Annotated in this window: 19 protein-coding genes; 8 read left to right on the top strand and 11 right to left on the bottom strand. The window is 46.4% G+C overall.

Going from position 1 to position 17,384, the window contains the following annotated elements:
* Positions 1–19 precede the first annotated feature (19 nt).
* Positions 20–1,588 (bottom strand): TSUP family transporter, encoded by a 1,569-nt coding sequence (locus SEDOR53_RS0111585; protein WP_026769874.1) that lies wholly within the window; start codon positions 1,586–1,588, stop codon positions 20–22.
* 105 nt (positions 1,589–1,693) lie between these two features.
* On the opposite strand from SEDOR53_RS0111585, the gene SEDOR53_RS0111580 reads away from it, so the two are divergent.
* Positions 1,694–2,002, top strand: a complete 309-nt coding sequence (locus SEDOR53_RS0111580) for an ATP-dependent Clp protease adaptor ClpS (protein ID WP_232214768.1) — start codon at positions 1,694–1,696, stop codon at positions 2,000–2,002.
* Between the two features lie 2 nt (positions 2,003–2,004).
* Positions 2,005–2,646 (top strand): leucyl/phenylalanyl-tRNA--protein transferase, encoded by a 642-nt coding sequence (aat, locus tag SEDOR53_RS0111575; protein ID WP_026769872.1) that lies wholly within the window; start codon positions 2,005–2,007, stop codon positions 2,644–2,646.
* Here aat and SEDOR53_RS17810 read toward each other — a convergent pair.
* The 3 genes from SEDOR53_RS17810 to SEDOR53_RS0111560 all read right to left on the bottom strand — a co-directional run bounded on the left by SEDOR53_RS17810 (position 2,643) and on the right by SEDOR53_RS0111560 (position 6,263).
* Positions 2,643–3,275: a DUF4294 domain-containing protein gene (locus SEDOR53_RS17810; protein ID WP_051416611.1), complete on the bottom strand. Its 633-nt coding sequence runs from the start codon at positions 3,273–3,275 to the stop codon at positions 2,643–2,645. The two genes, aat and SEDOR53_RS17810, sit on opposite strands and share 4 nt — an antisense overlap.
* Before the next feature lie 73 nt (positions 3,276–3,348).
* Positions 3,349–5,799 carry a cytochrome c biogenesis protein CcsA gene (ccsA, locus tag SEDOR53_RS0111565; RefSeq protein ID WP_026769871.1) on the bottom strand — a complete coding sequence of 817 codons (2,451 nt, stop codon included), beginning with the start codon at positions 5,797–5,799 and terminating at the stop codon, positions 3,349–3,351.
* A gap of 53 nt (positions 5,800–5,852) precedes the next feature.
* On the bottom strand, positions 5,853–6,263 hold the full coding sequence (locus tag SEDOR53_RS0111560) for a cytochrome c maturation protein CcmE (RefSeq protein WP_026769870.1): 411 nt from the start codon (positions 6,261–6,263) through the stop codon (positions 5,853–5,855).
* 138 nt (positions 6,264–6,401) lie between these two features.
* Here SEDOR53_RS0111560 and SEDOR53_RS0111555 point away from each other — a divergent pair, with 138 nt between their 5' ends.
* From SEDOR53_RS0111555 to SEDOR53_RS0111545, 3 genes are read left to right on the top strand one after another with little or no spacing between them, the layout of a single operon-like run.
* On the top strand, positions 6,402–7,436 hold the full coding sequence (locus SEDOR53_RS0111555; RefSeq protein ID WP_026769869.1) for an agmatinase family protein: 1,035 nt from the start codon (positions 6,402–6,404) through the stop codon (positions 7,434–7,436).
* Position 7,437: 1 nt separating this feature from the next.
* Positions 7,438–7,992, top strand: coding sequence for a hypothetical protein (locus tag SEDOR53_RS0111550; RefSeq protein WP_026769868.1), 555 nt, complete (start codon positions 7,438–7,440; stop codon positions 7,990–7,992).
* Positions 7,993–8,024: 32 nt separating this feature from the next.
* Positions 8,025–9,335, top strand: a complete 1,311-nt coding sequence (locus SEDOR53_RS0111545; protein WP_026769867.1) for a radical SAM protein — start codon at positions 8,025–8,027, stop codon at positions 9,333–9,335.
* Between the two features lie 8 nt (positions 9,336–9,343).
* Here the strand turns inward: SEDOR53_RS0111545 and SEDOR53_RS0111540 are convergent, their stop codons facing one another.
* Positions 9,344–10,192: a hypothetical protein gene (locus SEDOR53_RS0111540; RefSeq protein ID WP_026769866.1), complete on the bottom strand. Its 849-nt coding sequence runs from the start codon at positions 10,190–10,192 to the stop codon at positions 9,344–9,346.
* Positions 10,193–10,306: 114 nt separating this feature from the next.
* Here SEDOR53_RS0111540 and SEDOR53_RS0111535 point away from each other — a divergent pair, with 114 nt between their 5' ends.
* The 3 genes from SEDOR53_RS0111535 to SEDOR53_RS0111525 all read left to right on the top strand — a co-directional run bounded on the left by SEDOR53_RS0111535 (position 10,307) and on the right by SEDOR53_RS0111525 (position 13,439).
* The gene (locus SEDOR53_RS0111535; RefSeq protein ID WP_026769865.1) at positions 10,307–11,080 is read left to right on the top strand and encodes a TSUP family transporter; all 774 of its coding nucleotides are present in this window, start codon (positions 10,307–10,309) and stop codon (positions 11,078–11,080) included.
* Positions 11,081–11,221: 141 nt separating this feature from the next.
* Positions 11,222–12,106, top strand: a complete 885-nt coding sequence (locus SEDOR53_RS0111530) for a hypothetical protein (RefSeq protein ID WP_026769864.1) — start codon at positions 11,222–11,224, stop codon at positions 12,104–12,106.
* Positions 12,107–12,155: 49 nt separating this feature from the next.
* Complete coding sequence (locus SEDOR53_RS0111525; protein ID WP_026769863.1) at positions 12,156–13,439, top strand: folylpolyglutamate synthase/dihydrofolate synthase family protein; 1,284 nt, start codon at positions 12,156–12,158, stop codon at positions 13,437–13,439.
* On the opposite strand, the gene SEDOR53_RS0111520 is transcribed toward SEDOR53_RS0111525, so the two are convergent.
* Genes SEDOR53_RS0111520 through SEDOR53_RS17805 form a run of 6 tightly spaced genes read right to left on the bottom strand, consistent with a single transcriptional unit; the run spans position 13,434 to position 17,384 of the window.
* Positions 13,434–13,973, bottom strand: a complete 540-nt coding sequence (locus tag SEDOR53_RS0111520; RefSeq protein ID WP_198018901.1) for an NUDIX hydrolase — start codon at positions 13,971–13,973, stop codon at positions 13,434–13,436. The genes SEDOR53_RS0111525 and SEDOR53_RS0111520 overlap by 6 nt on opposite strands.
* An 18-nt stretch (positions 13,974–13,991) precedes the next feature.
* The gene (locus SEDOR53_RS0111515) at positions 13,992–14,519 is read right to left on the bottom strand and encodes a YfiT family bacillithiol transferase (protein ID WP_026769861.1); all 528 of its coding nucleotides are present in this window, start codon (positions 14,517–14,519) and stop codon (positions 13,992–13,994) included.
* An 18-nt stretch (positions 14,520–14,537) separates the two neighbouring features.
* Positions 14,538–15,299, bottom strand: coding sequence for an ABC transporter ATP-binding protein (locus SEDOR53_RS0111510; protein WP_026769860.1), 762 nt, complete (start codon positions 15,297–15,299; stop codon positions 14,538–14,540).
* A 3-nt stretch (positions 15,300–15,302) separates the two neighbouring features.
* Entirely contained in the window at positions 15,303–15,800 is a 498-nt protein-coding gene (locus SEDOR53_RS0111505) for a hypothetical protein (RefSeq protein WP_026769859.1), read from the bottom strand.
* A 6-nt stretch (positions 15,801–15,806) separates the two neighbouring features.
* On the bottom strand, positions 15,807–16,835 hold the full coding sequence (gene fbp, locus SEDOR53_RS0111500) for a class 1 fructose-bisphosphatase (protein WP_232214767.1): 1,029 nt from the start codon (positions 16,833–16,835) through the stop codon (positions 15,807–15,809).
* A gap of 45 nt (positions 16,836–16,880) precedes the next feature.
* On the bottom strand, positions 16,881–17,384 hold the full coding sequence (locus SEDOR53_RS17805) for a CAP domain-containing protein (RefSeq protein WP_037327925.1): 504 nt from the start codon (positions 17,382–17,384) through the stop codon (positions 16,881–16,883).

Here is a 17,384-nt window from a genome sequence, read left to right as displayed (position 1 = left end):
GTGATCTCAATGCTGACAGTTAGATCCAAATTTTGTGGATTACATTCCACAACGTGTAAATACTGGTAAGTACTACAAAGCCTCCAATAGTAATGTACATGGTTTTCAAGGGCAACTTGCCTACCAGTCTTGCTGCAATAGGCGCAGCGATCATGCCCCCTACAATCAATCCTATGATCTCGCCTATAGGCAGGTTTTCCAGCAAAATGAAAAATGTGATAGCGCTTGCGAGCACTACAAAGAATTCTGCCAGACAAACAGAACCGATCACATAACGTGCATCTTTTCTTTTGGCAATCAGTGTGCTGGTTACCAATGCGCCCCATCCACCACCGGCAAAAGCATCCATGAAACCACCCACGGAAGCGAGCCAGCCTGCCCTTTTCACTTTGTTCAATGATTTCTTTTTAACAAACGCTTTGCGAATGATATAATATCCGAGGTAAGCAGTATAGAATGTCAGTAAAAACCGCACCCACAATGCTACTTGCGGATGAGATTTACTGAAGAAACAAGCCAGCGATGCGCCGGTTACTGCACCCAGTATGCCCGGTATTACCAGTGTTTTGAATAATTTTTTATTGATGTTGCCAAAACGATGGTGACTGTATCCGGATACGCCACTGGAAAACACACGCGCCGAATGCACGCGGCTACTCACAATGGCAGGCGGCACTCCTACTGCCAGCAGGAATACTGTTGAAATGGTTCCATATCCCATACCCAGAGAACCATCGGCCATCTGCGCAAGGAACCCCGTTAACATCATCATCAGGATCATCCTGGTATCAATATGTTGCGGTATGGTTTTGATGGCATCCACCATGCCGGGCAAAGGAAAATAAGAAACGATCGCAGAGCCGATGATCATGAATACGAATGCAAACAGGCTCCACTTCACTATCTTCTGTCCTGTTTTTTCTCTGGGTGTTTTGATCTCCTGCAAATCTATTTTCTTCGCTGCCAGCACACGGGTCAGGTCATTCAGTGTATTCACCTTATCGGCAAAATCGCCTTTCAACTGATCACGTATGATGTGCATATTCTGCAACACATCGTCAATTTCATCTGGCAGCACTTCTATCAATAATTCTTTTACCCGTTTAGCAATAGTAGGTGATTTCCCATTCGTAGAAATGGCCACTTTCAGGTTGCCCTTCGACATCACACTGCTTAAATAAAAATCACAGAGCTCAGGCTTATCGGCCACATTCACCAGTAGTCTTCTTTGTTTGGCATCTTCGCGTATGCGTGCAGCTGTTTCGATATTGTTCACTGCTACAATGACTACCTCTGCGTTATCCAGGTCGCCGGCAGCATATTCTTTTTGTACGATGCGAATATTGGCATGTTGCTGCTGCAATACATAAATATCATCGATCACAGCATCTGCTACCAGGGTAATATTAGTAAGCGGTGAGTTATTCAACACGGCCGTCAGCTTTTCCAAAGCAACAGGCCCTCCGCCCACTACCACTAGGCGCAGGTTATTCAGTTGAAGAAATACAGGAAATAAAGGGTTGGCACTATTCTGCTGCGCTTCTACTTTTGTCTGCGATATGTTTTCCGGCTCCATTACTGGGGTCATGATTACTTAAAGGGGTACTATCTGCAAAGATAGTCATATCCTACCGAATTGGTAGGATAAAACTAAAAACTGCTGAATATTTTCCAAACATGGTAACTTTGTGGCATGATGGTTTACCCCTCGAATGCATCTACCCAGCCCTGGGAAGCGGAAGAACAGGATATACTTACAGCCACTGCACTACCGTATAGCCTCATTGTGTGGAATGACGAAGTAAATACGTTCGAATGGGTCATCGAAACCCTCATGACCGTTTGCGGTCATACACTGGAACAGGCCGAACAATCGGCCCTGCTCATCCATTTCAAAGGCAAATATGCGGTGAAGAAAGGCGACTACGATACCCTCAAACCCATGCGCGATGCCATTACCGACAGGGGCATCGGCGCAACTATTGAATCAACTGATCTGTAACTATGTCGCTCTACGCATTGAACGACCAGCTCTGGTTTCCTCCGGTGCAGGATGCACTGGAAGATGGCCTGTTGGCCATGGGTGGCGACGTGGGTATTGACCGTCTGTTGCTGGCTTATAAAAGCGGCATTTTCCCCTGGTACGATGGAGATATTCCCCTGTGGTGGAGTCCCGATCCGCGCTTTGTGCTCTTTCCCGATGAATTGAAGGAAAGCAAGAGCATGAAAGCCATTGAAAAAAAACAGGTCTTTCAATTCAGAACCAACACCGCTTTCGCTGATGTGATCCGCAACTGCAAACTGCTCGCAAGAAAAGGACAGGATGGCACCTGGATCACCGATGAATTGGAAGCTTCATTCAATGAATTGCACCGCATGGGTGTGGCACATTGTGCAGAAGCCTGGCATGAAGGAATATTAGTGGGCGGACTATACGGCATTCGCATGGGACATTGCTTTTTCGGCGAAAGCATGTTCAGCAAACACAGCAATGCCAGTAAGTTTGCTTTTATTCAATATGTGAAACTATTGAAACAGGAAGGCGTGCAGTTGATCGACTGCCAGGTGTATACCGAACACCTTGAAAGCCTGGGTGCGAGGATGATCCCCCGAAAAGATTTTATTCAACGTATCAGCAAGGGTTAGCCTCTCGAATAGCCATACATTCTCTCTACATCTTTCACAATACGCTCCATCTCTGCATCATTCCCCTTCGCATCATAAGGCTGTTTCAGGTTGCTGCCAAATACCACCGCAACGGTTTGCCAAAAAGCAGCAGTGATGAATCCTTTGTATTCTTCTATGATCTCGTAACAATTATTGCCCGTTTCCCTGTTGATGAGCTTCATGAGTACTTTACCCTGGTAAACGGAGAGTTGCGTGAGCTTATCGGTAAACTGCTTTTTCAATTCTTTTTCCTTGGAACGGATAATGAGTCGCCGCTGTTTTTTATCACTTACATTGGTCAGCCGCAGATTGATCTCATTCATAATGCGACCAGCCGCTTTGGCATAAGGATAGGTAACGTAAACGGCGTTGCGCAGGCGGGTCCAGTTGGCCCAGTAATTTTTCCATTGACGTGTAAGCTTGCCAATCACTTCTACGGTAGGCAGATAATCAAAGGGGATGGTATCGCCTGTGGGGGTAACTAGGGCATATACTTTCACGGTATCATACGGCCCGCGCCCGTTCGTTTGCGAACAGACTTGTTGCACCGATGCCAAAAAGCAGCCAAGCACCAGCCAAAAAACAATATGGCGTCCGGGTTTATTCACCGACTTTAAAAATAGAACTATATTCTATCATTAATGCTGCCTGGCTAAAAAAGTAACCCGCTTTAACAATCGATTATTTGACCCTGAAAAGGCTTTTCTGCTGTCTTTGTACGATAGACATGATGAACCCTACCACCATTACCATTACCCCCAGCCAGAGGATATTGATCATCGGAAATTCATATACTTTGAGGGTAAGGAGGTCGGTAATGGCGCCGCTTTCTTTAACGCCTATCTCCAGTTTACCTGCCGCAGGGTCTACTACGCGATTGAATTTCAATACCATACTCTGCGAGCGGACGGTATCGGTAATGGCCCGCATTTGCTGGCCATCGATCGCAATACCGGGCCGGGCCGGGTAGCGGCGCCCGTCTTTCGAAACGATCGTCATGTCCAGGAAGATGGATGCCGGTTCTTCTTTCTCCACTTTGTTCAGGATCATCAACCCATTGCTATAGAAAAGCGTATCACCTACTTTCAATTGCTGGTTGTGGAAGCTGGTAGTATCGGCCTTGTTGTTTTCCTGGAAAGAAGTGATATACACGAAAATATCCTTATACCAATAATGCTTGGAGGCTGGGTTAGCAGCAAATCCTTCCATTCCCTTGTTGTTCCTGATCACATCGGGATAAAGCTTGAAATGCTCCTCTCCTTTTTTGGCTTTAAAATCTATTTCGAAATAACGTTTGCGGTCGAGTTCGTTCATCGTATCCAATGCATAGGTTACCATGTATTTACCCATATCCGTTGCTACACCTTTGAACAAAGTGAGATTTTCGGCAGGGTTACCTGTTGGATTGTTTTTAGTGTGAGACTCGTCTGCACGCAGTGGTGTAATACCCGTAGTATTCCAGCTCAACACCGTCTTTTTACTGGATGATATGAGGATACCTACCAGCACCATTCCAAAACCAATATGTGCCACGGAAGCGCCGGCCGCTTTCAACCGGCCTTTCATCCCCAACCATATATACGATGTATTCGCCACCACAGCATACACTGCAGCAAAAATGGCCAGGTGAATGGCAACCAGGAAGCCGGGTCCTTTTTTATCATACCCGATCACACCAAACGTACTGATGGCAATACTGATGACCAGGGCGATCGCAGTAGGCAGCCATATTTTCTTTCTGAAAAAAGCTTTGGGTGTGTCTTTGTATTTGAAGTATTGCGCAACTGCACTGAGCAAGCCGATTACAATGGCCACGAATATCTGTATCTGGTTGTAAGCAAATTCAGGGTCTTCCGGCGGCGCAATATTGGTGCTGAATATTTTATTGAATACGGGAACAGAAGTTTTGGCAATGATCACGATGCCCGACAGGAACAATACCAGTGCCCCAATGAACATCCAGAACTCCCGGCTGTAGGTATTTTCTTCTTTGGCAATAGCAGGAATACTTTTATACCGCGCAATGAAAAGGCCTATAGCCGGCAACAGGAACACCAGTACAAACAGCAACAACTGCGTATTCATACCCAGGTCGGTAAACGCGTGCACCGAAGTATCGCCGAGGATACCGCTGCGGGTTAAGAAAGTGGAATACAATACCAGCAAAAAAGAAAACAGGTAAAAGAAATAAGTGGGCCGCAACGAATAACCGCTGTGGTTGTACACCAGGTTCGTATGCAAACCTGCGATCAATACCAACCAGGGCACCAGTGAAGCATTCTCTACCGGATCCCATGCCCAATAACCTCCGAACGACAAACTCTCATAAGCCCATGCAGCACCCATCATAATGCCGGTACCCAGCACGGCGCCGGAAAAACAAGCCCAGGCAATCGTAGGTTTTACCCAGTCGTGCCGGCGGTTCATCAATCCGGCCATAGCATACGCAAAAGGCACAATGGTAGAAGCGAATCCGAGAAACAATACCGGCGGATGAATTACCATCCAGTAATTCTGCAACAGCGTGTTCAACCCTGTTCCGTCTTTTATAAATTGCAGGTAATCGGCACGGATACCACCGTTCACCACATCCTGGAAAACGGGTGCATTATCCAGGAACCCTTCGTTGCGTAATAAACTGAACGGATTACTGCCTACTTTGGTTCCAAAAAAATAAATGCCTATCAGCATACTGGCAATAGCGAACTGCGCAAAACTGATCACCGTCATCACACCGGCTTCCCAATCTTTCGAGCGCCAGATCAATATCCATCCCAACACGCAATGCCAGAAGCTCCAGAGCATGAAGCTTCCTTCCTGTCCTTCCCAGAAACAACTCAGCAGGTATTCTGTCTGCAGGCTCCTGTCGCTGTGTGTATACGCGTATTTGTATTCAAAAAGATGATGTGAAATGATGTAATACAGTGTTACAAAAAGCGCCAGCACACTCACCGTTTCTATGAGGAAAGAAAGGCGAGCCAGCCGTATCCAGCTTTGCTTTTCTGTAATACCCACCGTGCGGTTAGCTTTGAAATAAGCAATGGTAGCTACCAGTGAAGCCACCAGGGAAAGCACTGCAAAAAAATGTCCAGTCTGCCCGGGAAATAAATGTTCGCCTATATAATTGTTCATCGATGCGGAAGATTCTGTTTATGTAAAGAAGTGTGCCCGGGTATAGTACTATTTTATTTGCTTTCTGCCTGCAATCTGTTCTGTGTGGCTTTGGGATCGTCTTTATACTTAGAAGGACATTTCAGCAAAATGTCTTTACATTCAAAATGATCACCCTGTACCCTTCCTTTCAACACTAGCCTGTCGCTTTTTTCCATATCGGTAGGCTTATTATTGTGGTACACTACTTTAATGGAATTACCCAGGGTATCTACAGCAGTAAAACTGAGGTAATTGGGATTTTTTACCGCATCGTATTCGAGGGGTTGCTGTTTATCGAGCTTGGCTATGAGGTTCACAAATTTGCCTTCTTTCTGTTTGGCCGAAGCGATGGTCTCGTAAGTAGTGAGGTCGCCCGTATAACTGATGAGCACTACGATGGCCGCCGCTATCAATACCAATAAAATAATATGTGTCTTCTTCATTTCGCCATATTTGGCGCAAAATTAACCCAAAAAAAGGAGCCGCAGCGGGGTATTGGTACAAGCGGCAAGAAATGACAGAAATCAAACAGTACTGCTAACTTTGCACTACCTTCGCGCCGTTTGCAAATAAAGAGCATCATGACCGACTTATCGCAATTCGACCCCAATTCGGTGAGTAATCCCAATAACAACATCTTTGGCCTTCCTTTTTCAGAAGAGGAATCGCGTCTGGTGATCATTCCTGTGCCCTGGGAAGTAACCGTTAGTTATGGTGCCGGCACCTCACGTGCGGCGGAGCATGTTTTCAAAGCGAGCATGCAGGTAGACCTCTTCGATGCCGATGTGCCCGATGGATGGAAACAGGGCTTTTTCATGCGGGAGACCGATAAACGTATGTTGCTCAAAAGCGATTACCTGCGCAAAGAGGCGGAACTCTACATCGATTATATTTCCAAAGGCGAACCGCTGGAGAAGAACAAGTTCATGTGCAAAAGCCTCAAAGATATCAATGCGGGTGGCGTTGCGCTGAATCAATGGGTGTACGAACAGGCGCGCGACCTGCTCAACCGCGAAAAGCTCGTGGCTTTGCTGGGGGGTGATCACAGCATTTCATTAGGAATATTAAAAGCGCTGGCCGAAAAGCACAGCGATTTTGGTATCCTGCAAATCGACGCGCATTGCGACCTGAGAAAGAATTATGAAAATTTTACCTACTCGCATGCTTCTGTGATGTACAATGCCCTGGAGGAATTGCCACAGATCAGCAAACTGGTGCAGGTGGGGATCCGCGATTACTGTGAAGAAGAATGGCAATACATCTGCAATAGCCAGTACAGGGTGGTTACTTATTTCGACAGGGCCATCAAACAAAGACAATACGAAGGCGAGACCTGGAAACAGATCGTAGACGATATCGTAGATAAATTACCCCAGCATGTTTACATCAGTTTCGATGTAGACGGACTTGACCGCAAGCTTTGTCCGAATACGGGCACCCCGGTACACGGCGGCTTTGAGGGAGAAGAAGTGTTGTATCTTTTCCGGAAAGTAAGAGAAAGTGGCCGTACCCTCATTGGTTTTGACCTGGTTGAGATTGGCGTGGGGCAAAGCGATTGGGACAGTGTAGTAGGCGCGCAAATGTTGTGGCGTCTTTGTAACCTGATGGTGAAATAGCATGAAGACGTACGACTATATCATTACCTTCAAATCGCGCAATCCGAAGATCGTGGATCGCATCAGCCTCATCATGCTCATCATGGCTGCTGTAGTATTCATCTTTTCCATTTTTACTGCGCCTGCTATCAAAACCATTCTATTTCTATCAACCATTGTATTGTTGATGATTGGTTATACTGCTTATCTAAAGATGAAGGAAAACAAAGGCCAGGCCGTTCATTACCGGATAGCTTTATTACTGGCTGCCTGTGGTTGGTACCTGTTGCCGCACGGACTCATTCCTTTCATTGCTTACCTGCTGGCAGCCCTGTTGGAAAAGCAGGCAAAATTCCCCCAGGAAGTCGCATTCGACAGGGATGAGATCGTGATCAACAGCTTCCCCAGAAAACATTATCAATGGAGCGATATGAACAATGTGGTATTGAAAGACAACCTGCTCACCATCGACTTCAAGAATAATAAGCTGGTACAAAAAGAAACAGAAAGTCCGGTTACCGATAAAACAGAGCAGGAATTCAACGAATTTTGCAAAAAACAACTGTCGGTTGAATAACCCGTTTTGACTTTTTAATTTTGATTTATAGCATGTTATCACAATCACCATACCTCCTCTACTCCGACGGCAACGGTAATATCTATGAAGACACCACCCTGTACGCAGTGGGCCGTGCCGGATGGGATGCATTTCCCATTCCCGTGGAAGACTGGATAGAATTGCCCGACGGTGGCAACCTCTATGAGTTACCAGGGCGAAGAGGTATTGGCATTGATGTGAATACGGGAGAAATGCGTTTGTGTGAGAAGGGATGGGCTGTGGCAGCATTCATTCCACCGGCACATACCGGTTTGTTTATTGCCGCTTATGAAACATTACCTGATGCGCCTACCCTTCCACTGTTTTGTTATACAGCCGCCGGATGGTTCGATCATAAAACTTATGTACCTGCCGTACGCATCGAACAGGATATCCGGCAGGAGTGCGCCGGTTACGACAATGCAAAAATACAATCGGGTACTGAGCATTTGTTGCAGGCTTACCCACACAACAGGCTGGTGAAACATTTGATGGAGAATTGTTGCATGACCTATCATTGTCCCGCTGCCAGGAATTTTTCCATGGCCCGCTGGGAATGCCCGGTTCCTACTTCTCCGGCCTGCAATGCCAACTGCATCGGTTGTATCTCTTTCCAGCCCGAAGAAGAAACCATTGTTTCCACGCAAGACCGTCTCACCTTCAAACCTACCGCAGCGGAAATTGTAGAATTCACCGTACCGCATTTGATAGAAGCGCCTTTTCCTATCGTTAGCTTCGGACAGGGTTGCGAAGGCGAGCCGTTGCTCATGTGGGAAACCATCCGCGAGTCGATCCTGGAAATACGCAAACATACCAACCGCGGCAGCATCAATATCAATACCAACGGTTCTAAACCGGACGCCGTAAAAGCCTTATGTGAAGCAGGTTTGAACAGTATCCGCGTGAGCACCAATTCGGCGCGCAAACATATTTATGAGCCTTATTACCGGCCGAATAATTACCGTTTCGAAGACATCATTGAAAGCCTGAAAGTGGTGAGCAGTTATGGCGGATGGACCAGCATCAATTATTTCGTATTCCCTGGCATGACCGATAGTGTGGAAGAATATGAAGCTTTACGTAAACTCATCATCGATACCGATCTGTCAATGATCCAGTGGCGTAATTTCAACATCGACCCCGATTGGTACATGGGAAAGATCGGCGCGCATGAAACCGGTGAAATGCTGGGCGTAAAACAACTGATGAGCCTGATAAGAGAAGAATTCCCGCAATTAAAATTCGGTTATTTCAACCCGCCTATGGAACGCATTAAGGGCGATTATAACAGGGAGTTCGCCGGATCTGAGCGCTATATATAGCAGGCTGGTTATTGCGCTTTGGCCAATATGATCTCGCGCCATACCCTTGTTGATTTGGGCATTCGCTGGCGGCCGCCGCCAAAGCCACCTGTACCAATGGATATACCGATGCCACCGCCACTTCCATAACCACCAAAACCAAAGCCGCCGCCTACCGCAACACCTGGACCTCTTCTCCCACCTCTCGCAGCAGGGTCAGTCGGGATCGGGTCGATGATAAAACCAACCGACAGGCTTCTTCCTCCCTGGTTCACAGCGCTGTTACGATTGAATAAAGCTGTAAAAGGAACGGCCGTTTCGTATACCAATTCGCCCGCGGCGTTGAACCCCACGCTTACCTGGATGCCTTCTTTGTTCTCTTTACCATAATCGTAGTTCTCCAAAGATTTTACGGTGTTGAATCCGAACAAAGAATAGTCCTGCGCATTATTGAGCGCAATGTGCTTATTGTTATTGTATTCCTGTTTTCCGTTCATAGGGCCTTTGGGTATATTGCCTGTTGGATAAACAATGCCTGCTGCACCCCGCTCTTCGCTAACAGCATGTGCATTGAAAAGTACCGTTAACCCTCCGCGTAATATTTCCTGTTGCGTATTTTCATCGTTACTGCGCAGCAATACATACAAATGTGTTTGATCGTTGGTAACGGCATAACTAAACTTTTCTTTTTTGTTGTACTCAAAACGCAAGGGGGCCGTCCAGTCGCTGTCATTGCCATCGATGACCAACTTATTTGCCTGCCAGCTTCCTTTCGACGCTGGCTCCTCTTGTTGTACATTCCTGGATGTACTGCATGCCATCAGCAAAAAGCAGCACAACAAGGTTGTTCCGCTAATCAATACATAGATTTTTTTCATGGCTGGTACTTGATGGATTCATTACAAAAATACAGGTTACAGGCGGTGAACCGTTTCCGTTATCTTTATACACTTGTTAAAAGGCAATGAGATTGCCCGAAATTTATAATGTGTATGGATATCGCTACGATTGGATTACTCTGCACAATCGCTTTTGCTGCCGGTTTTGTTGATGCCATTGTAGGCGGCGGCGGTCTGATCCAAACACCTGCTGCTCTTGTTTTACTACCGATGTACCCGGTGGCAACTGTGATCGGTTCATTGAAGATCCCTGCTTTCAGCGGAACCGCCGTAGCCGCAAGACAGTATTTCAAACGCGTTGCCATGAACGGGAAACGGCTGCTGCTCATGTGCCTTGTTGCCGCCACATCTGCATTTGCAGGATCTCAACTGCTCACCGTGGTGAGTAACCGTTATATGAAACCCGTTATTTTTATTGTGCTGATCATAGTAGCCATTTATACTTATTTCAAAAAAGATTTTGGTCAGCATACCCACCGCAACCATTCGCCGAAAAGCGTGCTGCTGTATAGCCTACTCATCAGCCTTGTGATTGGATTTTATGATGGTTTTATCGGTCCGGGTTCCGGCAGTTTTTTCATCCTCGTTTTCATTTCCATACTGGGTTTCGACTTCCTGCAGGCCAGCGCTCATGCCAAAATGCTGAACATGGCTACCAATTTTGGTTCCATCATACTTTTTCTGGGTAAAGGTTCCATACTCTGGCCCATTGCCATTCCTATGGCTGTATGTAATGCCCTCGGAGGCTTTGCCGGCGCTAAACTGGCGCTGAAAAAAGGAAACCGGTTCATCCGTATTTTTTTCATGATCATTGTAACAGCTACTTTGTTACGATTGGGCTATAACATATTTTTCAAAAATGCCTGATCTGCTTTTTTCGTCAGGTAACGGTCTTTAACGTTTCTTTATGCCAAAAAGTGGATTACGGCAGCATTCTGGCAGTAATTTTCAACATCGGCGATTTACTCCAACACTCAATGTATATTTGGTATGCTTAATTCCTATCAGATGGAAATCAGTTTCGAGCGGGAAAAAAACATTAAAGCATCGGCCATTACCCTGGCTATCTGTTTTTTGCTGTTCCTGCTTTTCTTTTTTCTGCAATGGACACTACCTCAGATACCTCAGCCCAGTTTTGGAGAAGGTATTGAAGTGAACCTGGGCAACAGCGAAACAGGTTCCGGCTCTGTAGCCCCGCAGATTCCCGGCGAACCTTCTGCTAACCAGGAAGAGCACAGCGCACCACCCAAATCTGTTCAGGCGCCCTCCAATCAACCCGATATCAGTGCCGACGAAAATGCAGATGCCGATGCGCCTGTAGTGAATAAGCCATTGCACAAACCCATTCCAAAAGCTGAGATACGCCCCGAAGCGCCTTTGAAAAGAACAACAGCAACAGCTACCCATACTGCTACCGCTCCACCAAAACCCAAAGCAGTGTTTAAGGGTGGAACCAGTACCACCAGCAGTGGTAACCGTGCCGACAGTTACAATGGCGTACGTGATCAAGGCATTGCAGGCGGACATGGCGATCAGGCCAATCCTAATGGCAATCCCAATTCCGATAGCTATACCGGTAATGCATCCAGCGGTCATGGTGGCAGTGGCGGGACTGGCGGTGTGAGTATCCGGAGCGGACTCGACGGCCGTCGTATCACCAGGCTTCCTTCTTTCGAAGATGACTTCAACGAAAATGCCAAAGTAGCGGTAGATATTACAGTTGACCGAAATGGCAATGTAATACAGGCCGTAGTGAACATAAAAGGCACTACTACTTATAACCAAAATATCCGCAGCATCGCTTTGCGTAAAGCCAGGATGCTCAAACTCAACGCTGGTAATACCGACGAGCAAACGGGCACGCTGGTATTCAGTTTCAAACTGCGCGGTTAGAAAGAAGTCAAAAGTCGATTTGAATTTTTACTTTTGATTTTTATTTTCAATGAGCTATCAGGAAACCCTTGACTATTTATACAACCGGCTGCCTATGTTCAGTCACATAGGAGCTGCTGCATTTAAAAAAGACCTCACCAATACCATCCGTTTATGCGAAGCACTCGGCAATCCGCAGCGGCGTTTCAAAAGCATTCATGTTGCAGGTACCAATGGCAAAGGCTCCACCAGTCACATGCTGGCTGCCATACTGCAAACAGCAGGATATAAAACAGGATTGTATACCTCACCTCACCTGAAAGATTTCAGGGAGCGGATCAAAATAAATGGTGAAATGTGTTGTGAAGCGTTTGTGACGCAGTTTACGCAGCGCATCCGTCCGTTGATAGAAGAAATAGAACCTTCCTTTTTCGAGATCACTGTAGCCATGGCATTCGATTATTTTGCCAGTCAGCAGGTAGATGTAGCCGTTATTGAAGTAGGATTGGGAGGCCGGCTCGACAGCACCAACATCATCACACCTGAATTAAGTATCATCACCAATATCGGATGGGATCACATGAACATGCTGGGCAATACACTCGCGGAAATTGCCGGTGAAAAAGCAGGCATCATCAAACCGCATATCCCGGTGGTGATTGGTGAATCGTTGCCCGAGACCAAACCGGTTTTCGAACAAAAGGCCAACGCTTCTCCTATTTCTTTTGCAGAAACCACCCGTTATGTAACCGACTGGAAATACGAACAACACCAGTTGGTCGTTGAAGTAGCCGATAACAGGCACCAGGAACACCAGGTATATCATCTCGACCTACCCGGTATCTATCAGCTCAAAAACCTACTCACTGTACTGGAAGCCGTAACACAACTGCAGCAGAAAGGATGGCGCATAGATCACCAAATGGTGCAGCAGGCCCTTCGCCAGGTAAAAAAACTAACCGGTTTACACGGCCGTTGGGAAGTCATTCACCAGCATCCGCTGGTGGTGCTGGATGTAGGGCATAACATAGATGGCATCAAACAAATAAGAGAACAACTGGAGCTATCTACCTACAAGCAATTGCATATTGTAATGGGAATGGTGAAAGACAAAGAGGTGGACAAAGTGCTGGCTTTATTGCCTGCCTATGCAACTTATTATTTCACCAAAGCACAAATACCACGTGCGCTCGATGAAAAAACCTTGCAACAGATAGCTGCTAAATACCAGTTGAATGGGCATTCATTCGAAGAAGTAAACGCAGCGCTACAGAATGCCATGGAGCATGCTTCCAAAGATGATATGATATTAGTTTGCGGGAGTGTGTTCCTGGTGGGGGAAGTTCGTTTATAACCATCTCAATTTCACCAGCGCATCATAAATAGCGCCCACCTGCACTCCATGCTGGAATTTGCCTTCACGCAATAGCTGCATCACTTCTTCTTTGCTGAAACTTACTACTTCAATGTCTTCGAATGGATCGAATTTTTGCGTACCGCCTGGCTCAGCATTCCTCGCAAGGTAGAAATAAGCCGTATTGTTATTGATAGCTGGGTTAGGTGATACCTGGTAAAGGAATTCAATCTCATTAGAAGTATAGCCTGTCTCTTCTATCATCTCCCTTTTCACGGCTGCTTCGGGCGATTCATTTTTATCTATCACGCCGCCCGGTAATTCGATGGTAATCATATCTGCGGCATAGCGGTACTGTTGTACAAACACCATCCGTTCGTCTTTGGTTACCACCACCACATTGGCCCAGTTGGGCAATTCCACTACATAATAAGGTTCAATGATGCGACCATCCGGTAATTCACAACTGGCGGCACGCGCTTTGAACCAACGGTCGTGGTAAACATATTTTGAAGACAAGGTCTTCCACTTCATTTCCCGGGTCATATATGATTACCAACCTTTGTTTTCACGAAGTGTGGTGATGTGTGCCGTATGGTGTTTGCCATGCCAGGCGTACATACCCAGCAGGAACCACAATGTCATTTGTCTTCCGTGATCCGGATGCACTACTGTGCGCTGCCATTGTTCATCGGTGATATCTTTAACCGCTGCATGCCAGCGGCGATGCAGTGCGTGCAATAAAGTAATGGAAACATTCACAGGAATTGTTTCTACATCGGCCAGCAGGGCCCACTCCTTTTCTTCATAAGGCCTGATGGTGGGATTGGTTTCGGTGAGTCCCAGTTTGAAACGTGTGTACGCATTCAGGTGACTGTCGGCCACATGATGTACCAATTGTTGTACGGTCCATCCTCCATCGCGATAAGGTGTTTGCAATTGTTTTGCATCGAGATTGAGAATGGCTTTTTCCAATTCTTCCGGCAGGAACTGAATATCAGATAACCAGGCCTTTTTCTGCGCTGCTGAAAAAGCTTGCGGCTCATATTTACCAATAGGATAACGGGGGTCGTTGCTCATATAAAAATATTAAAATGATTATTGCTCGCGTAAAACATGCCCTGTAAGATGGATGAACACATCTTCCAGGTTGGCTTTTTTTACTTCTTTGGGTCTTTCAAATCCGCTGGCTACCAGTTCGTCGATCAATTTATCGGGTGTGTTCATAGCAATGATCTTTCCACTGTCAATAATGGCTACTCTATCACATAACACTTCTGCTTCATCCATATAATGCGTAGTAATGATCACTGTTGTGCCCTGTTTGCGGATATTGCTGATCAGGTCCCACAGGTTACGCCGCGCTTGCGGATCGAGTCCGGTAGTAGGCTCATCGAGGAAAATGATCCTGGGTTTATTGATGAGAGTAGTAGCAATAGAAAATCGTTGTTTCTGTCCGCCACTCAGCTCTTTGAATTTAGCGCCTGCTTTATCGCGCAGGTTCACCGTGTCGAGCAAAGCATAAGGGTCGATCTTTTCGTTGTACAAACCGGCAAACAAACTGATCAGTTCTACCAGCTTGAGGCCGGGATAATATCCCGAAGTCTGCAACTGCACGCCAATGAGTTTCTTGATCTGGTTGGGTGAAGTATCAAGGTTCAGTCCGTCTACCCATACTTCTCCACTGGTCTTTTCCCGCAGGGTTTCTATGATCTCCAGCGTGGTGGATTTACCGGCACCATTCGGTCCCAGCAAGCCGAATATCTCTCCTTCCATCACATCGAAACTGATGCCTTTCACTGCTTCAAAATCGCCGTATTTTTTGTGCAGGTTCTTTACCTGGATGATGTTTTTTTGCATGACCTAAAATTTATACACTAAACCCAACTTACTGGATGATATGCCAATGCCAAGACTGGCCGTATTGTGCCGGGCATTGAAAACAGTAACTGCCTGTAACAACTGTTGTTGGCTTTTAAGGAGCAGGTATCCCCCGTAAGTTGCTGTTACAAAGCCTCCGGTAACCAATAGCCACCCTGGTGTTTTCTGGTCGTTGTTTCCACCGCTGATCTCTGATACACCAAATACAATAGCGACTGTTCCGGCTAATGTCAGTACCTGACTCATGATCTTGGAAGTCTGGTGCCGTTTATACAAATGCATGAGATCCGGGTCACCTGTTCTTTCAAACAACATCCTGAATTCCCGGCTGCCTCTGTAAACAGTATCGCGGTAAAGGATATTGTTGGTTTTGGTGTTCAGGAGATAATTCATTTTTGAAGGATCTATCCTCATTTGCGCTTCAGTGCATGTAACAATGCCCAGTATCAACAACACAATACTCATCAATCTAACTTTCATTACCGGCTATATTTTTGCCTGAAGATACAATTCTAATTCATCCATCATCCCTTTGCTTCCAATAAACAATGGCGTTCGCTGGTGCAATTCAGTGGGTTGAATGTCCAGTATCCGCTGCACGCCATCCGTTGCCGCCCCTCCCGCCACTTCTACAATGAAAGCACAGGGATTGGCTTCATACAGCAAACGCAATTTCCCTTTGGGCTTGTCAACCGTTCCGGGATACATAAAGATACCGCCTTTGATAAGGTTACGGTGCACATCGGCCACCATACTTCCTATATAACGCTGGGTATAAGGACCGCCGGTATCTTTCGTTTTGCGCTGGCAGCCATCGATATACCGTCTTACTTTTTCATCGTACCGGAAAAAATTACCATGGTTCACAGAATAAAACATACCATATTCAGGACATTGAATATGGGGATGGCTCAACGAAAATTCACCGATCGACGGGTCGAGGGTAAACCCGTTCACACCGCGACGCGTGGCATATACCAGCATGGTGCTGGACCCGTAGATCACATAGCCTGCTGCTACCTGGCGGTTGCCCGGCTGCAGGAAATCTTCTTTGGTGCAGGGTTTGCCTTTTTCACTCACCCGCTTGTACACGCTGAAAATAGTACCGATAGATACATTGACATCTATATTACCGCTGCCATCGAGCGGATCAAAGAGCACCACATATTTACTGTTGTTGCTCACTTCATCATTGAACACCACAAAATCGTCCAGTTCCTCGCTGCCAATGCCTGCACAACTGATCCCATGCTTGAGTACGCCCATGAAATGGTTATTGGCATATACATCGAGTTTCTTCACATCTTCACCCTGTACGTTCACAGAACCGGCATCACCCAATATATCTACCAGGCCGGCTTTGTTCACTTCCACATTCACCCGTTTAGCTGCCAATCCAATGTCTCGCAAAAGACTGCTCAGTTCTCCCGTGGCTTTGGGAAACTGACGCAATTGTTGAATCGTAAATTCATCCAGTGTAAGAATATTCCTGTTTACCATCATAAAAACAAACATTCGTTCGGATAAAGGTAGGGCGCAGGAATCAATCGCAGAGAAATTTTATCGTCGCAGGAAGATCTGTGTAAAATATACAATACCCCTGTTATCGGTATAAGTGCCTATGCCCGTAAGTGCATAGTTGCCTTCGATATTCTTCTTGTGTCCGGGACTCTTCAGCCATCCTTGCACCACTTCCCTGGCTGTGAGTTCACCATAAGCTACATTCTCGGCAGAAGCACTCATCCTGCCTTCTGCCTTTGCAATGGCATTTATCCGGTCTTCAAAGCCTGTATGTCCGAATGGTGTTCTGCCCGTAGCCATATTTTTGCTGTGGTTATAGGCTTGTACGGTTGCCGCATCGAATGATTGCAATTTACTCAACCCTTTCGCCAGCCGGTGCTGGTTCACATAATACAGGATATCATCGTTCATTTTACTTTTCACCACCCGGTAGGTAACAGGAGGTGGAGTAGCTTCGGCTACCGGTTGAGCAGGACTGCAAGACATCAAAGCGGCAACCATTATAAAAAAAGCAGGGAGTTGGATAATAGATTTCCTTGGCAT

This window comes from Asinibacterium sp. OR53 (assembly GCF_000515315.1).
Taxonomy (GTDB): Bacteria; Bacteroidota; Bacteroidia; order Chitinophagales; family Chitinophagaceae; genus Sediminibacterium.
The sequence above is the reverse complement of the archived record's forward strand: the minus strand, read 5'-3'. Positions and strand labels throughout refer to the sequence as shown.

Bases quoted from the DNA above. Each gene is read 5' to 3' on its own strand.
- SEDOR53_RS0111585 (WP_026769874.1), bottom strand. From the start codon at position 1,588: ATGACCCCAGTAATGGAGCCGGAAAACATATCGCAGACAAAAGTAGAA.
- SEDOR53_RS17805 (WP_037327925.1), bottom strand. From the start codon at position 17,384: ATGCCAAGGAAATCTATTATCCAACTCCCTGCTTTTTTTATAATGGTT.
- SEDOR53_RS0111535 (WP_026769865.1), top strand. From the start codon at position 10,307: ATGGATATCGCTACGATTGGATTACTCTGCACAATCGCTTTTGCTGCC.
- SEDOR53_RS0111515 (WP_026769861.1), bottom strand. From the start codon at position 14,519: ATGAGCAACGACCCCCGTTATCCTATTGGTAAATATGAGCCGCAAGCT.
- SEDOR53_RS0111550 (WP_026769868.1), top strand. From the start codon at position 7,438: ATGAAGACGTACGACTATATCATTACCTTCAAATCGCGCAATCCGAAG.
- SEDOR53_RS0111505 (WP_026769859.1), bottom strand. From the start codon at position 15,800: ATGAAAGTTAGATTGATGAGTATTGTGTTGTTGATACTGGGCATTGTT.
- SEDOR53_RS0111510 (WP_026769860.1), bottom strand. From the start codon at position 15,299: ATGCAAAAAAACATCATCCAGGTAAAGAACCTGCACAAAAAATACGGC.
- SEDOR53_RS0111530 (WP_026769864.1), top strand. From the start codon at position 11,222: ATGGAAATCAGTTTCGAGCGGGAAAAAAACATTAAAGCATCGGCCATT.
- SEDOR53_RS0111560 (WP_026769870.1), bottom strand. From the start codon at position 6,263: ATGAAGAAGACACATATTATTTTATTGGTATTGATAGCGGCGGCCATC.
- SEDOR53_RS0111580 (WP_232214768.1), top strand. From the start codon at position 1,694: ATGATGGTTTACCCCTCGAATGCATCTACCCAGCCCTGGGAAGCGGAA.
- SEDOR53_RS0111520 (WP_198018901.1), bottom strand. From the start codon at position 13,973: ATGAAGTGGAAGACCTTGTCTTCAAAATATGTTTACCACGACCGTTGG.
- SEDOR53_RS0111545 (WP_026769867.1), top strand. From the start codon at position 8,025: ATGTTATCACAATCACCATACCTCCTCTACTCCGACGGCAACGGTAAT.
- SEDOR53_RS0111555 (WP_026769869.1), top strand. From the start codon at position 6,402: ATGACCGACTTATCGCAATTCGACCCCAATTCGGTGAGTAATCCCAAT.
- SEDOR53_RS0111525 (WP_026769863.1), top strand. From the start codon at position 12,156: ATGAGCTATCAGGAAACCCTTGACTATTTATACAACCGGCTGCCTATG.
- ccsA (WP_026769871.1), bottom strand. From the start codon at position 5,799: ATGAACAATTATATAGGCGAACATTTATTTCCCGGGCAGACTGGACAT.
- SEDOR53_RS0111540 (WP_026769866.1), bottom strand. From the start codon at position 10,192: ATGAAAAAAATCTATGTATTGATTAGCGGAACAACCTTGTTGTGCTGC.
- fbp (WP_232214767.1), bottom strand. From the start codon at position 16,835: ATGTTTGTTTTTATGATGGTAAACAGGAATATTCTTACACTGGATGAA.
- aat (WP_026769872.1), top strand. From the start codon at position 2,005: ATGTCGCTCTACGCATTGAACGACCAGCTCTGGTTTCCTCCGGTGCAG.